Here is an 18,698-nt window from a genome sequence, read left to right on the forward strand (position 1 = left end):
CCGTTACTCCCAGGTGACGGTCATGGGCTTGGTGGGGCGGTCCAGAAGGACGCGGCCGGGGTTGGTGTCCGGCTGGGGCGGGGTGTCGGGAATGGCGAAGCGGACGGTGGAGGAGCGGAAGCGCTGGTCCCAGGTGGTGATCTCGGTCGCGACCTGCTCGGCGAGTTCCTGGCCGCTGGGGCCGTGGCCGATGACGCCGACCTCGTAGCGCCGGCCGCCGTCCGGGCCGGGCTCGGCGGGGCGGATGGTGAGGTAGGCGAGGCTGCCGTCGGCGGCGGTGGTGGCCATCGCCACGGTAGGGAACATCGGTCGGACCAGGCCGCTGTCCTTCGCGGCTGGGGTGACCTCCATGCGCATGAGGGGGTTGGGCAGGTGGCAGGCCAGCCACAGGTCCAGCCACTCGAAGGACTCCCTCGGGACGAAGTGCACGCTGGTCCACACCTCGCGGGCGGGGGTGTCGAAGACTCCGGCGAGGGTGTCCGGGTCGGTGGCGTGGTTGTTGTCCTTGTGGGTCTGCAACGTCACGTCACCGGGGTTGAGGCCGGTGCTGGTGAGGTCGAGGACGCGACGGGCGTCGTCACCGAGGCCCCGCAGGGGCATGAAGATCGCCATCTCGCTGCTCAGGCTGCTCCAGCTGTCCTGGTCGCGTTCGAAGACGATGCTGCGCGAGGCGCACCCGCGCAGGCGCACCGGAGCCACCAGACGTCCGCTGGGTGCGAGCTGGTCGAGCCAAGCGGCGGGGATCTCGTGGGCGCCTACGGTGGCGATGACGCGGTCGAAGGGTGCGGTCTCCGGGTGGCCGAGCGCGCCGTCGGCGGCGACCGCCTCGACGTTGCTGATGCTCGCGGCGGCGAGGTGCTCGCGGGCACCGGCGACAAGGTCCTCGTCGATGTCGATGGTGGTGACGTGCCCGGTTGGGCCGGTGAGGGTGGCCATCAGCGCGGCGTTGTAGCCGGTGGCCGCGCCGAGTTCGAGCAGCCGCTCGCCGGGCTGGATGCCGAGCTGTTCGAGCATCATGGCGACGATCTTGGGCTGAGACGCGGCGCTGATGCGGGTGCCGTCGCCCTCGTGCTTGGTATAGACGGGCTCGTCGGCGTACGCCTCGGTCAGCGGGAGGCCGGGGAGGAACAGGTGGCGCGGCACCTGGCGGAACGCTGCCTCGACGGCGTCGGTGCGGATGGTGCCGTCCTTGATGAGGCGCTCGGTGAGCTTGGCGCGCAGTTCGTCGGCGGAGTCGGTGGCAGCGTCACTCACAGTAGTCGTCATTGCGCGAACCCTAACGGTGTTGGAGGTGGTCCCGGCTGGTGCCTGCCGGGTAGGCGTGCTCGGTGAATCGGCATGGAAGACGGCGTTGACGGCCAGCGCGGCGAGCGTGGCCTGATCGGGTCCGGAGAGTCCGGCGCGGTTGGCGTGGAAGATGAAGTGGTGCGCCAGGACCGCGCGTAGCCCCCGATCGAGCTGCCCTTCGCGGGCAAGTGTGGCGAGGTGGCGGCCGGCGGCGTCGAACGCGGCCCCCCATGTCTCGGGCACCTGGTCGGGTGCCACGTCGGTGATCCTGTGCGTGTTGGTGGTCATCAGGCGCCGCACGGCCTGCCTCAACCGCTCGGTGCGCTCGGAGTCCATGTGGTTGGTGTGGGCGACGGGCCGGAGTGCAGCCACCTTGGCCCAGACGTCGCCCTGCTCGAACCAGTCCAGCCCGGCGGCGCGCAGCATCGCGCTGAACAGCAGGACGGTGGTTTCCCGCTGGCCCAAGGCTGTTGGTGCCGTGGCGCGGGTGAGGCAGTGGCGGCTGTCGTGGTGGAACAGCGTGTGCGCGATGTCCATCCCGGCGGGGCCGCCGAAGGCAAGGGTCTCAGGTTCGTAGATGCCGCGAGTCCAGCGGGCGACCTGCCCGTCGGTCTCCAGCTCGGCCAGCAGCGTGTCGACCACGGTCGTGTCGGGGTTGACCGGCTGGTAGCGCAGCCGCCAGGCGGGCGTCTTGCGCAGGTGCCACCACGTGTCCAGTTCGCCGTCCTGTTGGGCCTGGTCGAGAACGGGCGCGAGCAGGGTCGCGGCGGTGTGCTCGGCGGTGGGCGGGTCGGCGAACTCGACCAGGTAGTGGTGCCAACGGCTATCCGGCGGCATCGGCGCAGGGTCTCCTCTCGGTTGGTCAGGTCAGGTGATCAGCAGGCAGGTGTCCCAGCCCGTCGCGGGCTCGGTTGCGGCGGCGAGGGCGGCCAAGCCGACCCCGGCGGCGCCCTCCAGCACACCGGGCCCGTCGGGAACGGGCTGGCTGTGGGCGCGGTGGACCAGGTCGGTGGCCAGCGCGCGGAGCCGGGTCGCCGCGGGTCCGGTCGCGTCGGTCGCGGCGCGGGCGGTGATGCGGGCGAGTCCGGCGTAGCCGTGGCACAGCGAGGTGTCGTTGACCAACGCATCCTGGGCCGGGTCGGTCACCGCGCTGATCAAGGCGTCTTCGGCGATCTGGCGGCCCGCGTCATCGCCCAGGGCCAGGGCAGCGAGGTGCAGGGCGCGAGCGATCCCGGCCGCGCCGTAGCACCAGCTCGGGCGGCGGACGGCCCCGCTGTGCCGCACCTGCTTGGGCCGCGCACGCGCCTCGTCCCTGGTGATCATGTAAGGCCAGCGGTACCCACCAGGGGTGTCGATGCGGCAGGAGTCCAGCCACGCGCAGATCGTCTCGACCGCCTCGCGCTGCCCGTCCACGGTGATGCCTCGGCACAGGGCCTGGGCCAGCAGCGCCAGCGGGCCGCTGATGCCGTGCGCGAGGCCGAAGTTGCCGTGGCCGCCGGGGAACTCGTCCTCCACGCGACCGGTGGGACCGGTCAGGGTCCACCATCCCGGCAGCTCCTCTCCCTCGATCGTCACCGGTTGGGTGAGGCGCACCAGGGCACCCAGCACGGCCCGTAGGGCGGTGCCGCCGGGGTCGTGGTGTAGCAGGTACGCGCCGAGACCGGCGAGGCCGCGGATCGTGTCGAACTCGGCCATCAGCGGCAACATCCCGGCGTCCATGCGCGTGTGCGCGGTGTCGACGCGGGCATGGGCGTCGGCGGAGATCTGCCGGGCCAAAGGCGCGAGGGCGGACCGGTACGTGCCGGCGCGGACCGCGGCAGCACCCGCGAGGACGCGGGCGACGGCCGGCGCGCCGTAGAACCCGCCGGTGCTTGGCCCGGCGGTGACCGGCTTGCCCGCGACCACGGTCAACCACTCGTGGGCACGGTCGAACGGCCGTGTCCCGGCCGCCGCCAGCTCGATGTGCAGCAGCGCGACGCCGGGAGCCCCGTGGGCGAGGGACTGGTGCCACCACGGCTGATCGGTGGGCAAGTCGGCGGCGTCGGGCCGGGCGAGGCGATCGGCGATCTCCGCCGCAAACTCGACCGCGGTGTCGGAGGCGAGGTCGGCGTTCATCGAGGTCCTCCCGCGCGGGCGGTGAAGGTCAGGGCCGCGGTCCGCGCCAGGTAGAGGCACACCGCCTTGTCCTCGGGCTCGATGCCACAGGCCCGCAGGAAGTGGGTGTGCAGCAACGACCCCAAGACGGCGTCCGGGTCAACGCCCTCAGCGTCGCTCCCGGACAGACGCGCTCGGTAAGCGGTCAGGGCCTGGGCGCGTTCGGCCCACGTCGCGACGATCGCTGCCGTGCCCGGTGCGTCGCGCAGGGCGCGGAAGTCCTGGCTGGGGTCGGCCAGGCGCCGTGCCTCAGTGAACACCGGCCGAGGGACGACGGCGGGCGGCTTGGCCGGGACGTGGTCGATCAGCCAGTGCATCCCGGCTTTGGTTCCTCCGGTGAAGGCGATGGCGATGGCGGCGAAGTTCGCCGCGGCCAGGGCGTGCTGGTGAAGGTGCACGGGCTGGGCGAGCTGGGTGAGCACGGCACGGGAGTCGGCGGTGAAGACGGCCTCGGCGGCGGTCAGCGCTGCGCCCGAGCCCCAGCGGCCGGTCTCCGGGTAGGAGGTCGCGAAGGCCACCTCGCGCAGCACACCCAGGCGGCGGAGCCGGTCGGTCCAGGCGCTGACCCGGCCGGCGGCCTCGCCGAACACCGCAGGGTCGGAGCTGGGCAGCGCGATGCGCAGGCGCAGGTAGTACTCGTCGCCCTCGCGGAACCGCAGGAACCACCACCGCGGCTCGTCGTCTTCGCCCCACTCCGCCAACAGCGCGGGCACATGCTCGGCGAGCACCGCGTTCTGACGTTGCGGGTCGCCGTAGAGCTTGGCGAACAGCAGCGGGGACGCACCGGGCGACAGGCCGTGTTCACCGGGCCGGACGATCCGCTGGGGTGTCGGGCGTGGCGGTTGCGCCGTGGTCTGCGGCTGGCGAGCGCCCAGGGGCACGACGACCTCGTGGGCCCGGCCGTCGAACCATCCGGCGGCATCCTCGGTGGGGCCTTCCTCCAGCACCGCGTGCGGGTGGGTGGCGAGGTGCTCGCGTAGCAGCACTCGGTGTGCGTCCTCGTCGAGGTCTAGCGGCAGTCGCCAGTCCCCGTCGACGAGGTACACCCTGCGCGGCAGCCGACGGCGGCTTTGCCAGTCGGTCAGCGCGGTGGCCCATGCCTCCCAGCTCGCGCTCCGGCCGGGCAAATCGCCGGCAACCAGCCGCCAGCGCGCAGCGGCCAGCACGAGGCGACCGACGCGCAGCCGCGGCAGAAACGGCAACGTTGAGGCGGCTCCCCAGTCGAAGTCGGTGACCTGCGCGCACTGGGCGCGGCAGAGTTCGGTTACCAAGCGGGCCAAGGGCGGGGTGTGCTTGCGGAGATTGAGTGCGTGCATCCCCCATGCCTCCACTCTCCTGCCGAGGGTGGGAGCGGTGAGGTACAGGCGGTGGCTGTCGCAGCCGACGGCGAGATCGCTCGCCGTCAGGACATCCGCCGAGGCAGTGTTGCGGTGCTCGGCGAGGCTGATCACCGTGGGCAGGACCTGCGTGGTCCGGGTGACGTGTGCTGTGGCGGGGTCCATCGGTGGGAACGACAGTTGCGCGAACAGCACCTCGTCCTCGCTCGGCGGGTCGACCAACGCACCAGTCAGCGCGTCCCGCCCTTCCGCGGTGAGCAGGTGCAGGAATCGGCCGGTCACGACGCCCGCCGCGCGGGAGACCGAGGTGACCGTCATGCGGAAGTCGCCGCGTCCGAGCGCTTCGATGCTGGTGGCGTCCACGCGGGCGCACAGCTCCAGATGGGAGGGCAGCCGGGCTGGGCCGGTGCCCGTCGGTTCCAGCTCGGCGATCAGCGCCTCGTCCAGGACCACTTCTACGCGCCCGTCGAGCGCAGCGCCCTGGGCCAGAGCCAGCAGAGCCTCGTCCCGGCGTGGGTGCTGCGGGCGCCGCGGAGCAGCCGACGCACCGGGATACCCGTCGGGCCAGCCGATGCCGCTATCCGCTACGAGCTCCAAGAGCGGTACGAGCGTGCCGGCGCCGAAGCGCTCGTAGAAGCGCCGGTGATAGTTACCCCACAGGGGCGTGCCGTGGGGGTAGGGACTCAAGCGTGTCAGGAGCATCGCGGCACGCTCGGCCTCGCAGGCGACTGCGTCGGGAAGGACGACCTCTGCATCCAGCCGCAGGTCGACCGCGACGGGGTGCCGACTGGTGCGGGCAAGACGATGCATCCGGGCAACAGCTTCCGCACGCAACACGCGACTGGCGTCCAGAGACTCTCGCTGGTGCCGCTGCAGCAGAGTGTGGATCTCCCCGAGCGCGGCGGACTCCTTCGCCGCGGCCTCACCAGCCGGCTCCAACTCTCGAAGCAGATGCCCCAAGGCGTCGGGCTGCGTACTGGGTGCATGCAGGCTGGTGACGAGCGCACCCTGGGCGACCAGCTTGGTGAGCATCGCGGTTACCGTCGCTGATGGCGCGTCAGGGAAGTCGGTCTGGACCTTGGTACACAGGTCCTCGAAGCGGATCGGTGTCCGCGCAGCATCCAAGGCGGCGCGTACCGGGGCGGTGTGCCGCAAGGAGACCTCTACTGCGCCGGTACCCCTGTCGCGGAAGCTCGGCCGGTACGGCACGACCAGGCGGTCACCACGCACCATGACCGTGGTGTTCGCGACCACGAGCAGATTCAGGAGAACTTCGGGCCGACGCTCCAGTTGCCTGATGACCTCGGCCAACCAACCGGACTCGCCTCGGGCGACAGCACGGTGCGCGGTGCCCCACCGCCGGTGGGCCCGGTGGGCGAAACTCGCTGGGACCACCCCGGCGAACAGGCCGTTCGGAGTCGGTCGGCAGGTCATGCGGGCCAGATAGCGGACGACGGACAGCACCGCCCGCCGCGTCTCCCGCTCGCCGGGATTGTTCGAAGCGCACAACGTGCGTATCTGCTCCGCCAAACGAGGACTGGCGTGGCCAATGGCATCGCTAACAGACTCGGTGGCCCACACCTGGCGCAACCAGTCCAACCACGCTGCCACTGCGGATGAACCAGTTCCCGACGGGTTAGGCCACTGCGGCAGATCCAGGCCGCTATGAGTAACGGCGCGAACCAATGCACCGCCCATGGCGCGGAATCCTGCGCCGCCGTGGATAGCCGATCTCACCAGGAACCCTTCCCGTAAGAGCACGTGTGGAGACCGGACGCCACCCCGCACCGTTCGAGGTGGTGGCGTCCGGTCATGTCGTGACGATCAGGCGGCGCTGATGCAGGTCGACTTCTCGCAGGTCTGTCCGCAGCCGTCATCGGTCATGTTGATGAGGTGAGCCGGATCCACCACCTCCAGCAAGGTCACGTCGAGATCGAACTCCGACGACTCCGTCGTCGGCGCGATCGGCGCTACTGCGTAATCCAGTTGAACAGTCACAGGTTTCCCCTTCGCGATGGTGCAGATTTCGGGATTCGCGCACTCAGCCAAGGAACCGACGTCCGGTCAACGCTTTCAAGTGGCCTGACGAAGCTGGATGAGTGAACATTGATCATTTGAGGGTGCCGTCGAGTTGCTCATACCGCGCAAAAACGATGAGTCGGCAATCACGAGGTTCGATAACACGGGCGGCGCCCCGATTTAGCGTCGATATCTCTCCTTTGCTTTGCAGGGTGCTGAACGCAATGGCAGTTGGCTGGAGAAGGTGCAGCTGACGGAGACTCCCGTCATGAAGCCGCAAGCGTCACGGCGGTTGGCCCTCCCGTGGCCGCGGCATGCCTGCCAGCTCCAGCTGCGAGGGAACCGTCGGCGGCGATCAGGTGTTGGTGGGCAGTGCTCCACACGGTGCAGGGGTGTCGGCGTGGGCGTAGCCAGCCGGAGCATTCCGAGCAGCGGCCGTGCTCGTTGGGAGCGTGCAGTTTCAGCAGTGCCCGCCAGGCATCCGCCAAACGGGTGATCTCCGTTTTCGCCAAGGAGGCGCGGGACGGTTCGTCGGATTTGGCGACCAGCCGGTCGAGGTATTCCAGGCGTTCGAGAACTGCCGTGTCGAGGGTCGAGGCCAGGCACTCATCCATGGGGGGACTCCTCGTCGAACCAGGGATCCGATTGCGGGGCGGACTGGGGGCGTGGTGCGGGTGGCGGGGCGGGGGATCTCGGCTGCGGCCACAGCCGGGAGTGGAGGTCCTTCGGTATCCAGTCGGGAAGCCGTAGCCGGGCAGTCATTACCTGGTGGGCGGCGGTGTGGAACCGGGAGCATGGCCATGATTCGGCCGAGCACAGCGGGCAGGCCCATGGCTCGTCCGGAAGCGGGAGGTGCGCGGTAAGTTCGTTGATCGCTGTGGCGACCTGCCCGGTAAGGCTGTCAGCCACGACGACCACGGCAACGACCTCGCGGATCCCGCCCATCGGATCACGCCGCCGCGGGGCCGGTTGAGGTCTGGGCTCGGGTGGCCAGGGCGTCGTCGGTTCCCCACGGCGAGCGGATCTGGATGGCAGACATTCCGGCCCGCCGGACAGCTCCGGCGAGCTGCGTCGAGCCATAACCGAGTTGGTGAACGGCCAGGTCTTCGCCGAGGTGGAGGACCCTCAGCGACGTCAATGAGCGATGAGAAACTGTCACGGTGCAGGCTCCGAGGCTGGCTGAACGGGCGTGTGTCGATGTGCGCGAAGAGCCTCGATGCGGGTGCAGATCATCGAGGCGAGTGTGTCCGGCGGGTACAGGCTGGTCTCCAGCCGAAGCACCTGCACGCCAGCAGCAGCGAGTGCGAGGGAAGCGTCCCTGTACAGGGCGGTCTCCTGCACGCTGACGTCCGGACGGCTGTGGTAGCGGCTGCGAAGGCCGCCTCGTTGTAGGCGTTCGGCGATCTTGTCCGGGTCAGCGGTGAGGATGACGGCAAGATCAGGAGGGTCGGCCAGGGCATTGACGGCTTGGAGGAAGTTCAGTTCGACGCCGTCAAGTCGCTGCATCACCAAGCCGGTCGGGACGTACCGGTCACTCACGACAACTTCGCCGGCTGCAAGGCGGGGTCGGATCTCAGCTTCCAGGCGTTGGTATCGATCGGCGGCGAACAAACACGCGAGGGCTGGCCCCGACGTGTCGACATGGACCCTCGCACGAGCCAACGCGCCGATGTCGGTTTCGCTCGGTTCGGACGTGAGGTGCAGGGGCACCCCGGCCGTACGCAGGCGCTCGCCGAGCGCGCGGACCGTCGTGCTGACGCCGACGCCGGAGGGGCCGTCCACGCTGACGAACACGCCAGACATCTGTTCCATGGGAGCTCTCTCGGAGGGGTGTTGACCTGGTACTGGAGGCCGATTCAGACCGCGCTCGTCGCTGGCCCGAGCGTGAGCTCCCGCGAGCCTGGCGTGGTCCCTGGAGCGCCGACCCCGACGATCGCTGTCGTCGGCGTAAGCGCCCGGCGGAGCTCGTTCTTCGCGAGCGCCGATTCCACTGGCACGTTCATCCTCCTGGGTTGAGCTGTGACCACGACCGGCCCAGATGTGGAGCGGCCTGCTCGTTGCACATGGCAGGTGAAATACCGCCTGTTCCCAGCCTGCTGCCCCGCGCCTTGATCGACTAGGCCATCCGCTATCCGTGTTGCTGGTCACCCGCCCAGCAGCTGGACATATGCTGGACAGGGTGTCCAGCCCCTCACTCTCCGTCGACGAGGTCAAAGACGGCCTAAAGCGCTTGCGCCAAGGTCATGGCCTGGCTCGACCGACAGCGCTGCTCTCCGCGCTCACCGAACCTGTCCGGGCGTATCTCGCCAACGGGTCGGTCCGCGAGCCTGGTTCAGTCGAGGAGGTGAACCAGCTCGTGGCGGTGCTTCGGCGAGGGATCGAGGGCTTGGCCGACGATGAGCGGTTGTACGTCGAGGTGGACTTCAACCTGGTCACCGAGCATCGGTACCCGACATTGACAGAACGGCAGGAGTCGCTGGCGCGGCTGCGCAAGTGTGCGGCGAAGACCGTACGGCGTCACGCCGACCGAGCTCTGGACACTCTCGCCTACCTACTCTTGAGTAACACCGACGTGTCTGTGCAGCCCCGGACGTCGCCCTCCAGCAACGGAGTGGGTCGTCCCCACCAGGTTCAGCCCGCGGCTGGCCAGACGGCAGATTGGGAGGACGACCTCCGCGCATTCTGGCGGCTATCGAACGGCTCTCGGGTCGACATCGTCTGCTCGGAGATCCCCGGAAACGAACTGCCCGAGTACGCCTCGCCGACCGACCGCAACTACCTACGGTATGCCAAGTTCGCCGACCTGGACACGCTGATCTACTTGCGGACTCGGTTCGCGCAGCTGGCCCCGATGGTGACGATCCGAGACTTCGCGCCGTCCGAGTACTACGACACGCAGGCGGATGTCCTGGTGGTCGTCGGCGGCCCACCTTGGAACGCGAAGTACCGAGAGTTCCTCCCGCAGTTGCCGTTCTACTTCGAACCTCACCCCCTCGGCGAGGACGACCCCTTGGTTATCCCCGATCTGGGCGGGCTCACTCTGGGGCCACGGTGGACTCAACGCCAGGAATTGCTCGAAGACCTCGCTGTGTTGACCCGTCTCACACTCGCGCAAGGCACCACGGTCTTCTTGCTCGGTGGGTGTTTGACCCTCGGTGTGCTCGGTTCTGCTCGCTGCCTGCTCGAAGCCGAGCGCGGCGCGCGGAGCGTCCGTTACGTCACCGAGCAGGTTGGCGATGCCGACTTCGTCCTGGTGACCGAGGCCAGGCGAATCGGCGGTATCACCGACGTCACGGACCTGACCATGGTCAACCCGCTGCTACTGCTTGCTCGCCGACACAACGAACCGTTTACCGCGGTCGTCGACAACTCCGACCGCTACCTCGACGATCGAACCGGAAAAGGAATCCGTCGCATTGATCACGCCCGCTGACCTCCGCACGTACGTGATCAATCTGCCCCGGCGCCCAGATCGGCGTACGTGGATGGCCAAGACCCTGCCACCCGACCTGCCGGTCACCTTCACGTCGGACTGGACCGGGCCCTTCGACGGCCACGAACTAACCCGGCATCAACTGGAAGCCGCCGGCTACAAGCTCTTCCCGTGGAAGATCACGTCCGACAATCCGTGGTGGAGCCGGCCTCTGAAGTACGGCGAGATCGGCTGCACGCTGGCACATCTCGCCTGCTGGCGGCACGCTGCCGAGAACGGCGACGAGAAGTTCGTCGTCATCCTCGAAGACGATGCGATCGTCAGATCCACGTTCCTTGAGGACTTGCTCGTTGGACTACGCCGCGTCGTCTCCGGCAGCCCGTTCGACTTGCTCTACCTAGGACGTTTTCCCCTTGAGCCTGAAAAAGATCAGCCAGTAGCCGCTGGTTTCGTATCACCCGCGTACAGCCACTGCACCTTTGGTTACCTGCTTACCCGGTCTGCTCTCGACATTCTGCTTGCGACGCACTTGGAGCACGCGATCGTGCCGATCGACGAGTTCCTTCCCTCCCTCTACATCGAGCATCCGCGCCCCGACGTACGGGTGCGTTTCCCAAAGCAGCTCAAGGCATTGGCGTTTGATCCGCCGCTGGTTCGTCAGCGCCCCAAGGATGAAGCCGGCAGTGATACAGAGGACTCCGACTTCGTCGAGCCGTAGCTAAGCGCGAGCCCGCGTGCTCGAAGGTTGTGACCGCACGACGAGCCGCGATCGAAGGGCTTCCAGCTGGCGTCCGACGAGACCCCCGCGGCGCAGATAAGACTGGACACCGCCGAACTCGTCGCGCAGGTAGGACAGCGTGGAAGCCATCGTGTCTGCACGGGCACTGTGGAGTTCGCGAACGAGCTCCAGCAGCTCCGCATCTTTGATGTCGGCTCGCTTCGCTGTGTAGTAGGCGCCGAGTCGTGCGGAGCTAGCGGCGTAGTCGACCGCTACGGCATCGTCGGGAACGCCAACGGCTTTGAGGATCAACGCGATCACAAGTCCGGTGCGGTCCTTGCCGGCCTGGCAGTGCACTACCACCGGGCCCGGCGGTGCATCTGCCGCAGCTGCCACAGCTTGCACGAATCGGTGGCGGTAGAGGTCCAACTTGGACCTGTAGCGGTCGACCAAGCGGGTCTGGCGATTGGGAGGGTCAATCGGAATCGACAGAGGCACGTGGCAGTACATGTCCGCGGCAGCGAACAGGCTTGGCTCACGTTCGCATTGGGCGGCGGTGCGCAAGTCGATGATACGACTGGGGCGCAGCTGCCGAACAGCTTCGACGCCGTCGTCGGTGAGACGTGAGAGCCGATCGGAACGGATCAGTGCTTGCTCGCGAATGCGGCCAGCCCCTGCGGCAGGCAGACCACCCAAATCGCGAGCGTTCAGACAGGCCGGCCAGTCGAGATCACGAAGCTCTGCCACTGCATCGGCTTTGGTGTCCTGCGCGAGGTTGGTAGCGCCGTTCGTCACGGCAGGCGGACCTTCGACAACGACTGCCAGTGCCCAATCAGGTTCTGCAGTCGGCGTCCCTTCCATTGCTCGGCCGGGGTCTGGACGTTGACGCCTGTCACGACGCACTCAGGCGGCACGTCCTTGGTTACTACTGCGCCTGCTGCGACATAGCTGCGCGGGCCGATGTGGACCCCACCCACCACACGTGCTCCATAGCCGACCACGGAGTCGGCCTCGATCACCGGCGGTTCCTCGTCAACGTCCCACCACCCCTCATGAGGGCGGGTGTACTCGTGCACCAGTTCGCCCATCACAGTGGATCGATCGCCGATAGTCGTGCCGTCACAGATGAATCCCGCCACCGTCGCGTCGACGCCGATCGTGACTCGATCACATACGTATGCTCCGTAGACGATGCGGGTTCGATCGCCGATCAAGCTGTTGTACCCGATTCGCACACGATCCTCGATCACGCAGTCCGCACCGATCTGAACCCCTTCGTAGATCACGATGTGGTTGGCCAGCAAGCACTTCGGTCCGACCGTGACCTGGTCACCGATCAGCGAGGAGCCGGGGTTCTGCTGCTCGGCTCGCAGGCGCGCCTCCTTGGGATAGCCCAGGACGCAGTGCTCACCCACGATGCTGCTGCTGTCGAGGTTCACGGGTGCGTAGAGGGAGGTGATGTTCACGCCGACTCCCGGTCGTTGATCAGCCATCCCACTGTGACCGCGACCGCCTCGTCCTCTCGTTCCCGCGTGTCGAACCCATGGTCTGAGCCGCGGACCGTGTGGAACTCGGTGTTCGGCTTGGCGGCAGCCGCCTGCTGTGCGATCTCGTACGAGATCGCGGTGTCCTGGTCACCGTGCACCACAAGTGCGGGGACCGTGCTCGCTGCCAAGTACTTCAGCGGCTCGTAGTGATGGAACTCCTCGAACAGGACTCGGCCAACCTCAAACTCGCCGTCCAGCATGAGGAATCCCTGTGTGGACAGCAGCTTCTGCTGATCCACGTTGAAGTTTTCCTTACCCCACGGCAGTTCTGGGTCGACGAAAGTGCGTTGTAGGTCCAGCACGGGGTTCCAGAGAGCCAGCCGATCGAGGCGGTCGCCGAGCCACGGAAGGGACAGCGACGTGGATACCGCGCCAAAGCTCGATGCCACGATCGCCAATGGACCTGGGAAACGGCCAACCATGTACTCGACGGCGGCCTGCAGGTCGAGCATCTCGCCCGCGATCGTCATACCCCGTTGTGTTCCGTGGCTGTCGCCGTGTCCCCGGAACGAGAACCGCAACACGTTGAAGTCCGCTTCCGCCAGCTGCTCGGCGAGACGGACGAACATCCCACCTTCGGTCATGTTGGCGTTGATCCCGTGGGCCTGGACAACCATGCCTCGGTGCCCATGCACACGGGCAGGATGCCACGCGGCGTCGAGCCGCATGCCGTCGATAGACGTCAACTCCACCTGTTGCATTCCAGCTGCTCCCTTGTCACCAGACGTGACTGTCTGCGCTTGACCAGTGTGCCCGAGGTGATCGAGCGGCCCGAGCAGGCCGGGCAATTACTCTTCGCTATAGATTGCTACGCTCTGTTATCGAATTGGGTGTCATGGGCTCGTCCAGGTGGCCCGATCGGGAGGGGCACGATGGGACTCATGGGAGACAGCGCGCCGATCTACGACGACAAGTTCGCGGTGCGGGCTGAACTTGACCTGACGTCCGCCGAATGGCAGCGATACGACGCCGGCCGTCGGCGCGATCGGCACGTCGAGCTTGCGTTCGTAGAGCACACCGACGGCGTCGTGTACACGGTGATGCGCAGCTCGGCGGATCCAGCGGGCCCCGTGCTGGTCTTCACGCCGGCCGAATGGGACGCGTTCACTCGTGGAATCCTCGCCGGTGAGTTCGAGCAGGAAGAGCGCTCAGGCCCTGATCCGAGCGCCGACTGACGACACCTGCGTGAACACCCAAAGGCCACTGGTTTACCTCTGCGAACGTGTCCAGGCCATGTCCAAAAACTCGGCCCGCGGATGGGCTAGCTGATCTTGCTGTGTCGCAGCATGCTCGATCCGTGGAGCAATCCTCGATGAGCGGTTCGGCGGCTTCAGGCCGTCCAAATGATGGAGCAGCGCGGAGCGGGCGCCATGAGCGATGATGCGACCTGGGTTCCAGCAGGAGTGGATACCGACCAGCCGAGCGTGGCTCGGATGTATGACTACTTCCTCGGCGGTGGACACAACTTCGCGGCAGATCGATACCTGGCCGACAAGGTGCTGGAAGTCATCCCCGCCAAGGACATCGCCCGGATCAATCGATCATTTCTGCGCCGGGCCGTGCGCTACCTCGTCAACGAGGCCGGCATCCGGCAGTTCCTGGACCTCGGCTCGGGAGTCCCCACGGTGGGCAACGTGCACGAGGTCGCTCAGCACGAGAACCCTGACTGCACCGTCGTGTACGTGGACAACGACCCGGTAGCCGTGGCTCACGGCGAACTGATGCTCCAACAGAACGCGAACGCGACGACCATCCTGGCCGACCTACGTCAGCCCAAGACGGTGCTCGGGCACGACGAGACCTTGCGACTGATCGACTTCCGCGAACCGACCGCGGTCCTCATGTGCGCCGCCCTGCACTTCGTGCGAGATGAGGAAGGCCCTGCGAACATCGTCGCTGCCTACCGCGATGCACTCTGCCCAGACAGCGCCTTCGTCATGTCTCACGCAACGGACGACGACTTTCCGGAGGATCTCGCGCGGGCGGCTGAACTGTACAAGGACACGAAGAACCCGGTCACAGCTCGCGCACGAGAGCAGATTATCGAGTTCTTCGCCGGCTTCGACCTCATGCCGCCTGGCGTCGTCCTTCTCCCACTGTGGCGCCCCGACTTCGGGGAAGTCGCCGACCCCCGCCCCCGCCGCTCGCTGTGTTACGGAGGCGTCGGTATCAAGACGATCTAGCCTGATCAGGCGACCGATGTCCAGATTTTGTCCAGCTCATGGTCGACTTGTCCAGCAACACGGCAGGCTCCTGGGATAGCTGATCTTGCACCTGTGGCGCAGGCTGCAGGTACCGCGACAACTACACCCGGAAAGCCTCATGACCCTCCTCCCTGCGACGACGGCCACGTCGACGTCTCCCACCTTCGGCAGCGAGATCCTCCGGCACACGACGGCGTCAACCCCGACAGCATCGCCGGACGTAGTCGGAGGCTGGCGGAGACGGGAAGTTAGCCCCCCGGCTTCCCGCCTCCGCCGGTCATCTCTCCCGGACTGGGCCGGGTAAGCGCATGGGCAAGAAACTGCTGGAATCCGCGGACACGGAAGAATTGCTCTGGGAGTTCGCCAGGGACGGCTTCAGCCTCTACTTCTGCGGCGGTCGCAGCCAGCCGACCGTCATCGTCGGGGCATACGAGTGGGACGACTACATCGACATCGTCAACATTCGTGGCGATGACCGTGTCACCGCGGCTCGTGTGCCCAGGCGTGGCGAGGCCGACATCTTCTCTCCTGAAACGATTGTTTGGTTCTATCAGGGAAATGTCGACCTAACGCTCAAGGCCATGCTGAGGCTTGTCCATCCAAAACATCCCGATGCGCCGACCACTGAGCACCCACCTCCTAGTGATCTTCATGTACCTCGTGCCGAGCAACGCCCCATGACGATCCGTCGCGCGGACGCAACCAGGATCGCTGCCCGTGCGGCCAAGCTCGCGGACCAGATTCCCGAGCTTGCAGCCAAACCGGAGCCGCGGCGGACTCGCTGGTGGACATGGCTCGCCGGCCTCGTCCGAAGGATCGGCCGGCGCGGACGCACAGCCAGAACGGAGCATGTTTCCGACTCCGTCAGGCCGACAGCCATCAACGTGCCCAGCCCGCTTGCCGTGAACTCTTCGCGTGGAGACTCTGATGGGCATGACGCAGCCAGCGACCTATCGGGACGTGTTCGGCAACTCTGAGTTCCGCGCGCTCTGGACTGCCCACGTCCTGTCCGTGGCGGGTGACCAGCTCGCCCGAGTCGCGCTCACGGTTCTTGTCTTCGACCGAACCCGCTCTGCGGGCTGGGCAGCACTCACCTATGCCGTGACCTTCGTTCCCGACCTGATCGGAGGGGCCGCGTTGTCGGTGATCGCTGACCGCTACTCGCGGAGGGCAGTGATGGTCACCGCGGACCTCGCGCGGGCCGCGCTCGTCGGAGCGATGGCCATTCCAGGACTCTCGCTCATCGGCCAGATCGCCCTGCTGATCGGGGTCCAACTGCTTGCGGTGCCATTCGGGGCGGCGAGCACCGCAGCCCTTCCCGACATCCTGCGCGGTGACCAGCTCACGGTCGGGATCGGGCTGATCAGCATGACCTACCAGTTCGCACTCGTCCTGGGTTTCGGCGCCGGAGCTGCGGTGGTTAGCGGTCTCGGTACGGTCGGCGCGCTCCTTGTGGACTCGGCGACGTTCGTCGTGTCCGCCCTGGTGATCAGGCTCGGCGTCGGGCCCCACCGACCTGGCGCTCGATCCGACGCGGGGCGGCGGTTGCCGCATCGCCGGTCAATAGCGGCTGGCGTTCGGCTGGTCGCGCACGATCGTCAGCTGCGGGTTCTGCTCGGGATTGCGTGCCTCTCGGGCTTTTATGTGGTCGCCGAGGGCCTGGCGGTTCCGTACTCGGCTGAGATTGGCGCCGGCACGCTGGGCGCCGGCTGGTTGCTGGCTGCCAACCCGCTCGGCACGGTGGTCGGCATGCTGCTGTTGAAGCGCATACAGCCGGAACGGCGGCTTGTGCTGTTGGGTCCGCTGGCGATCATCACCTGCGCGCTTTTGGTGCCCACCTGGTGGGCGCCGGGCCTGGGCCTCACCGTCGTGTTGTGGGGGATCAGCGGCGCAGCCAGCGCACACGACATGATCACCAATTCGGTCTATGTGCAGGCCGCCCCCGAGCATGCCCGAGCCCAGGCCGTGGGACTTGCCGTCGCAGCCCTGCGTGCATCCCAAGGCGTCGCCATCGTGATGGCTGGATTGCTGGCTCAGGTGCTCGAACCGTCAAAGGTGATCGCACTCGCAGCTCTCGGCGGCGTTGTTGCAAGCATGCACCGCCGCCATGTCGTGGTCTCGCGCGGTCTCGCCTCAACGGGCTTCGCGAGGCGAGACCGACGAGAGCATGAGCAGCTGACGCATGCGGCCAATCGGGGACGTGGCTGAGCAGATCATTGACCGAGTTGGCTTGGGGTCGATCACCGACAGTGGCTCAACGGGTCCAATTGACGTCATCGCGCATCGTGGTTCACCTCCTGGTGCAACTCGAAGCGCACGAGCGGAGTACGCCCGACGCGATCAACAGGAGATTCATCTACGTGAATCTTTGGTCAACGCCGCAGGTCACGCGGGCCGCGGCGGACGAGGCGGGGTGGGTCACCAGTTCACGTCGCGCATGGCGGTTCACCTCCTCCCCGACAAGGATGCGAACTCACTCGCTGGTCTATCCGGGTGCAATCCGGCTATTCGACCATCGTCCCTGGTCATCGAGCCCACGCAGGGTACAGATTCGGTTACGGTGGGATCGAATTGGCCAAGATCGGACAAAGGCAGCACTGTTTGCGCAGGTGAAGGCTGGTGCGGACGCTGAAGACACCGTGGAGGGGAGTCGCTGGCTGGAGCCTGTGGCAGGCTCCCCGGCACGTTGTCGTCTACGTACTGGTCGTCGGGGCCATTGCGGTTGGAGCGTCGACTGCAACGGCGTTCCTTCAGCCGGTCACTCGCACCGACTTGATCCACTTTGCCTTCTTGGCCGTCGCCGCCCTGGTGTACATCGAGCTGACCCGCGCGATCGAGCGACAACGCGAGTTCGTTGCCGGCACAGGTCCGTACCTGGACACGAAGTCGGTCTGGTCCTTCGCCGCGGTGCTGATCTGCCCGCCGATCCTCGCGACCGGGATGGTGGTGCTCACCTACGCAGTCGCGTGGCTCCGGGTCTGGCCGCGTCAACGCCCCGTTCCGCTGTATCGCTGGACGTTCTCCTGCTCGACCGTGCTGTGCGGCACCCAGGCCGCGGTCGCCGTACTCGCCCTTGGCATGAGCCAGTACCCAGGAGTCCCCCACAACTCGCTGCCGACCGGCCTGGTCGACCTCGCCGTCGTGGCGGGCGCCGCAGCACTCCGGTGGATGATCAACTGTGCGCTGGTTCTCGCGGCGATCCTGATCTCGTCGCCGAAGATCAAGCCATCTCAGCTGTTCGAGAACTTCAGCGAGCACTGGCTTGAGGCCGGGGCATTCGGCCTGGGCCTGGTTGCCGCCACCCTGGTGGTCCGCGACTCCGTGGTTCTCGCCGGAGTGGTGATCGCATTGGTGGCGATGCATCGCGGGGTTCTTCTCGCCCAGTTTCGGCGGGCCGCCCGCACTGACGCGAAGACCGGCCTGTACTCCCCGGAGTGGTGGCACCAGATGGCCCAACGCGCACTGGAGCGCGCCGAGGTTCGAGGGACGGGCATGGCAGTCCTCATGCTCGACCTCGATCACTTCAAGGTCATCAACGACACCTACGGCCACATCGTTGGCGATCAGGTGCTCCGGGCAGTGGCGCAGGAACTCGCGGCCGAAACCCGTGACTACGACACCGCCGGCAGGTTCGGCGGCGAAGAGTTCATCGTCCTTCTGCCCGAGGTCGACGCCGAGAACGTCCGAAGGATCTCCGAACGCATCCGCCGCCGCATCCATGGCCTGGTCATCCCTGCGACGACCGAGGAGGGCGAGGCGGTCACGATCAACGACCTCACGGTCTCCATCGGCGCTGCCATGTACCCCAGCGTAGGGATCGGCACGCTCGAAGAGCTCCTCCAGGCTGCTGACTCGGCTCTGTACAAGGCCAAGAACAACGGCCGGGATCAGGTACACCTGGCGACCAGTCGGATCCCCGCGCAGCCGGGGCCGACTGAACCGGCGTAGACGACCGACCACTTGCCGACGACGCGGGAAGGAAGCGGCTCGCCGTGAGCC

Annotated in this window: 16 protein-coding genes; 7 read left to right on the plus strand and 9 right to left on the minus strand. The window is 67.0% G+C overall.

Annotated elements, in window-relative coordinates; translation table 11 throughout:
• Nucleotides 1-3: 3 nt before the first annotated feature.
• The 6 genes from fxlM to ACWEPX_RS10105 form a co-directional block, all read right to left on the minus strand.
• On the minus strand, nt 4-2,124 hold the full coding sequence (fxlM, locus tag ACWEPX_RS10080) for a methyltransferase, FxLD system (RefSeq protein ID WP_451896759.1): 2,121 nt from the start codon (nt 2,122-2,124) through the stop codon (nt 4-6).
• Between the two features lie 30 nt (nt 2,125-2,154).
• Nucleotides 2,155-3,402: a lanthionine synthetase C family protein gene (locus tag ACWEPX_RS10085; RefSeq protein ID WP_451896760.1), complete on the minus strand. Its 1,248-nt coding sequence runs from the start codon at nt 3,400-3,402 to the stop codon at nt 2,155-2,157.
• Nucleotides 3,399-6,377 carry a lantibiotic dehydratase gene (locus ACWEPX_RS10090; protein WP_451896761.1) on the minus strand — a complete coding sequence of 993 codons (2,979 nt, stop codon included), beginning with the start codon at nt 6,375-6,377 and terminating at the stop codon, nt 3,399-3,401. The genes ACWEPX_RS10085 and ACWEPX_RS10090 overlap by 4 nt, the downstream gene beginning before the upstream one ends.
• A 225-nt stretch (nt 6,378-6,602) precedes the next feature.
• Complete coding sequence (locus ACWEPX_RS10095; protein ID WP_451896762.1) at nt 6,603-6,776, minus strand: FxLD family lanthipeptide; 174 nt, start codon at nt 6,774-6,776, stop codon at nt 6,603-6,605.
• A 287-nt stretch (nt 6,777-7,063) separates the two neighbouring features.
• A complete protein-coding gene (locus tag ACWEPX_RS10100) occupies nt 7,064-7,411 on the minus strand; it encodes a hypothetical protein (protein WP_451896763.1) in 348 nt (115 codons plus the stop codon).
• Nucleotides 7,412-7,952: 541 nt separating this feature from the next.
• A complete protein-coding gene (locus tag ACWEPX_RS10105) occupies nt 7,953-8,609 on the minus strand; it encodes a dTMP kinase (protein ID WP_451896764.1) in 657 nt (218 codons plus the stop codon).
• 367 nt (nt 8,610-8,976) lie between these two features.
• Between ACWEPX_RS10105 and ACWEPX_RS10110 the strand changes: the two genes are divergently transcribed.
• Together ACWEPX_RS10110 and ACWEPX_RS10115 are read left to right on the plus strand one after the other, a co-directional pair.
• A complete protein-coding gene (locus ACWEPX_RS10110; RefSeq protein WP_451896765.1) occupies nt 8,977-10,230 on the plus strand; it encodes a hypothetical protein in 1,254 nt (417 codons plus the stop codon).
• A 13-nt stretch (nt 10,231-10,243) separates the two neighbouring features.
• Nucleotides 10,244-10,948 (plus strand): glycosyltransferase family 25 protein, encoded by a 705-nt coding sequence (locus ACWEPX_RS10115; RefSeq protein WP_451896889.1) that lies wholly within the window; start codon nt 10,244-10,246, stop codon nt 10,946-10,948.
• Here the strand turns inward: ACWEPX_RS10115 and ACWEPX_RS10120 are convergent, their stop codons facing one another.
• Genes ACWEPX_RS10120 through ACWEPX_RS10130 form a run of 3 tightly spaced genes read right to left on the minus strand, consistent with a single transcriptional unit; the run spans nt 10,949 to nt 13,196 of the window.
• Entirely contained in the window at nt 10,949-11,743 is a 795-nt protein-coding gene (locus ACWEPX_RS10120; protein ID WP_451896766.1) for a tyrosine-protein phosphatase, read from the minus strand.
• Nucleotides 11,740-12,414 carry a DapH/DapD/GlmU-related protein gene (locus tag ACWEPX_RS10125; protein ID WP_451896767.1) on the minus strand — a complete coding sequence of 225 codons (675 nt, stop codon included), beginning with the start codon at nt 12,412-12,414 and terminating at the stop codon, nt 11,740-11,742. The genes ACWEPX_RS10120 and ACWEPX_RS10125 overlap by 4 nt, the downstream gene beginning before the upstream one ends.
• Complete coding sequence (locus ACWEPX_RS10130; RefSeq protein ID WP_451896768.1) at nt 12,411-13,196, minus strand: alpha/beta hydrolase; 786 nt, start codon at nt 13,194-13,196, stop codon at nt 12,411-12,413. Before ACWEPX_RS10130 ends, ACWEPX_RS10125 begins: the two co-directional genes overlap by 4 nt.
• A gap of 180 nt (nt 13,197-13,376) precedes the next feature.
• Between ACWEPX_RS10130 and ACWEPX_RS10135 the strand changes: the two genes are divergently transcribed.
• The 5 genes from ACWEPX_RS10135 (at nt 13,377) to ACWEPX_RS10155 (ending at nt 18,647) form a co-directional block, all read left to right on the plus strand.
• A complete protein-coding gene (locus tag ACWEPX_RS10135) occupies nt 13,377-13,670 on the plus strand; it encodes a DUF397 domain-containing protein (protein ID WP_451896769.1) in 294 nt (97 codons plus the stop codon).
• Nucleotides 13,671-13,865: 195 nt separating this feature from the next.
• Nucleotides 13,866-14,678, plus strand: a complete 813-nt coding sequence (locus ACWEPX_RS10140) for an SAM-dependent methyltransferase (protein ID WP_451896770.1) — start codon at nt 13,866-13,868, stop codon at nt 14,676-14,678.
• A gap of 329 nt (nt 14,679-15,007) precedes the next feature.
• Nucleotides 15,008-15,676 (plus strand): hypothetical protein, encoded by a 669-nt coding sequence (locus ACWEPX_RS10145; protein WP_451896771.1) that lies wholly within the window; start codon nt 15,008-15,010, stop codon nt 15,674-15,676.
• Nucleotides 15,627-16,907 (plus strand): MFS transporter, encoded by a 1,281-nt coding sequence (locus tag ACWEPX_RS10150; protein WP_451896772.1) that lies wholly within the window; start codon nt 15,627-15,629, stop codon nt 16,905-16,907. Before ACWEPX_RS10145 ends, ACWEPX_RS10150 begins: the two co-directional genes overlap by 50 nt.
• 411 nt (nt 16,908-17,318) lie before the next feature.
• Nucleotides 17,319-18,647 (plus strand): GGDEF domain-containing protein, encoded by a 1,329-nt coding sequence (locus ACWEPX_RS10155; RefSeq protein ID WP_451896773.1) that lies wholly within the window; start codon nt 17,319-17,321, stop codon nt 18,645-18,647.
• Nucleotides 18,648-18,698: the final 51 nt, after the last annotated feature.

The organism is Actinokineospora sp. NPDC004072, assembly GCF_053604195.1.

Excerpts from the sequence above, each read along its gene's own strand:
- ACWEPX_RS10150 (WP_451896772.1), top strand. The coding sequence starts at position 15,627 with ATGGGCATGACGCAGCCAGCGACCTATCGGGACGTGTTCGGCAACTCT.
- ACWEPX_RS10140 (WP_451896770.1), top strand. The coding sequence starts at position 13,866 with ATGAGCGATGATGCGACCTGGGTTCCAGCAGGAGTGGATACCGACCAG.
- ACWEPX_RS10100 (WP_451896763.1), bottom strand. The coding sequence starts at position 7,411 with ATGGATGAGTGCCTGGCCTCGACCCTCGACACGGCAGTTCTCGAACGC.
- ACWEPX_RS10085 (WP_451896760.1), bottom strand. The coding sequence starts at position 3,402 with ATGAACGCCGACCTCGCCTCCGACACCGCGGTCGAGTTTGCGGCGGAG.
- fxlM (WP_451896759.1), bottom strand. The coding sequence starts at position 2,124 with ATGCCGCCGGATAGCCGTTGGCACCACTACCTGGTCGAGTTCGCCGAC.
- ACWEPX_RS10130 (WP_451896768.1), bottom strand. The coding sequence starts at position 13,196 with ATGCAACAGGTGGAGTTGACGTCTATCGACGGCATGCGGCTCGACGCC.
- ACWEPX_RS10105 (WP_451896764.1), bottom strand. The coding sequence starts at position 8,609 with ATGGAACAGATGTCTGGCGTGTTCGTCAGCGTGGACGGCCCCTCCGGC.
- ACWEPX_RS10135 (WP_451896769.1), top strand. The coding sequence starts at position 13,377 with ATGGGAGACAGCGCGCCGATCTACGACGACAAGTTCGCGGTGCGGGCT.
- ACWEPX_RS10145 (WP_451896771.1), top strand. The coding sequence starts at position 15,008 with ATGGGCAAGAAACTGCTGGAATCCGCGGACACGGAAGAATTGCTCTGG.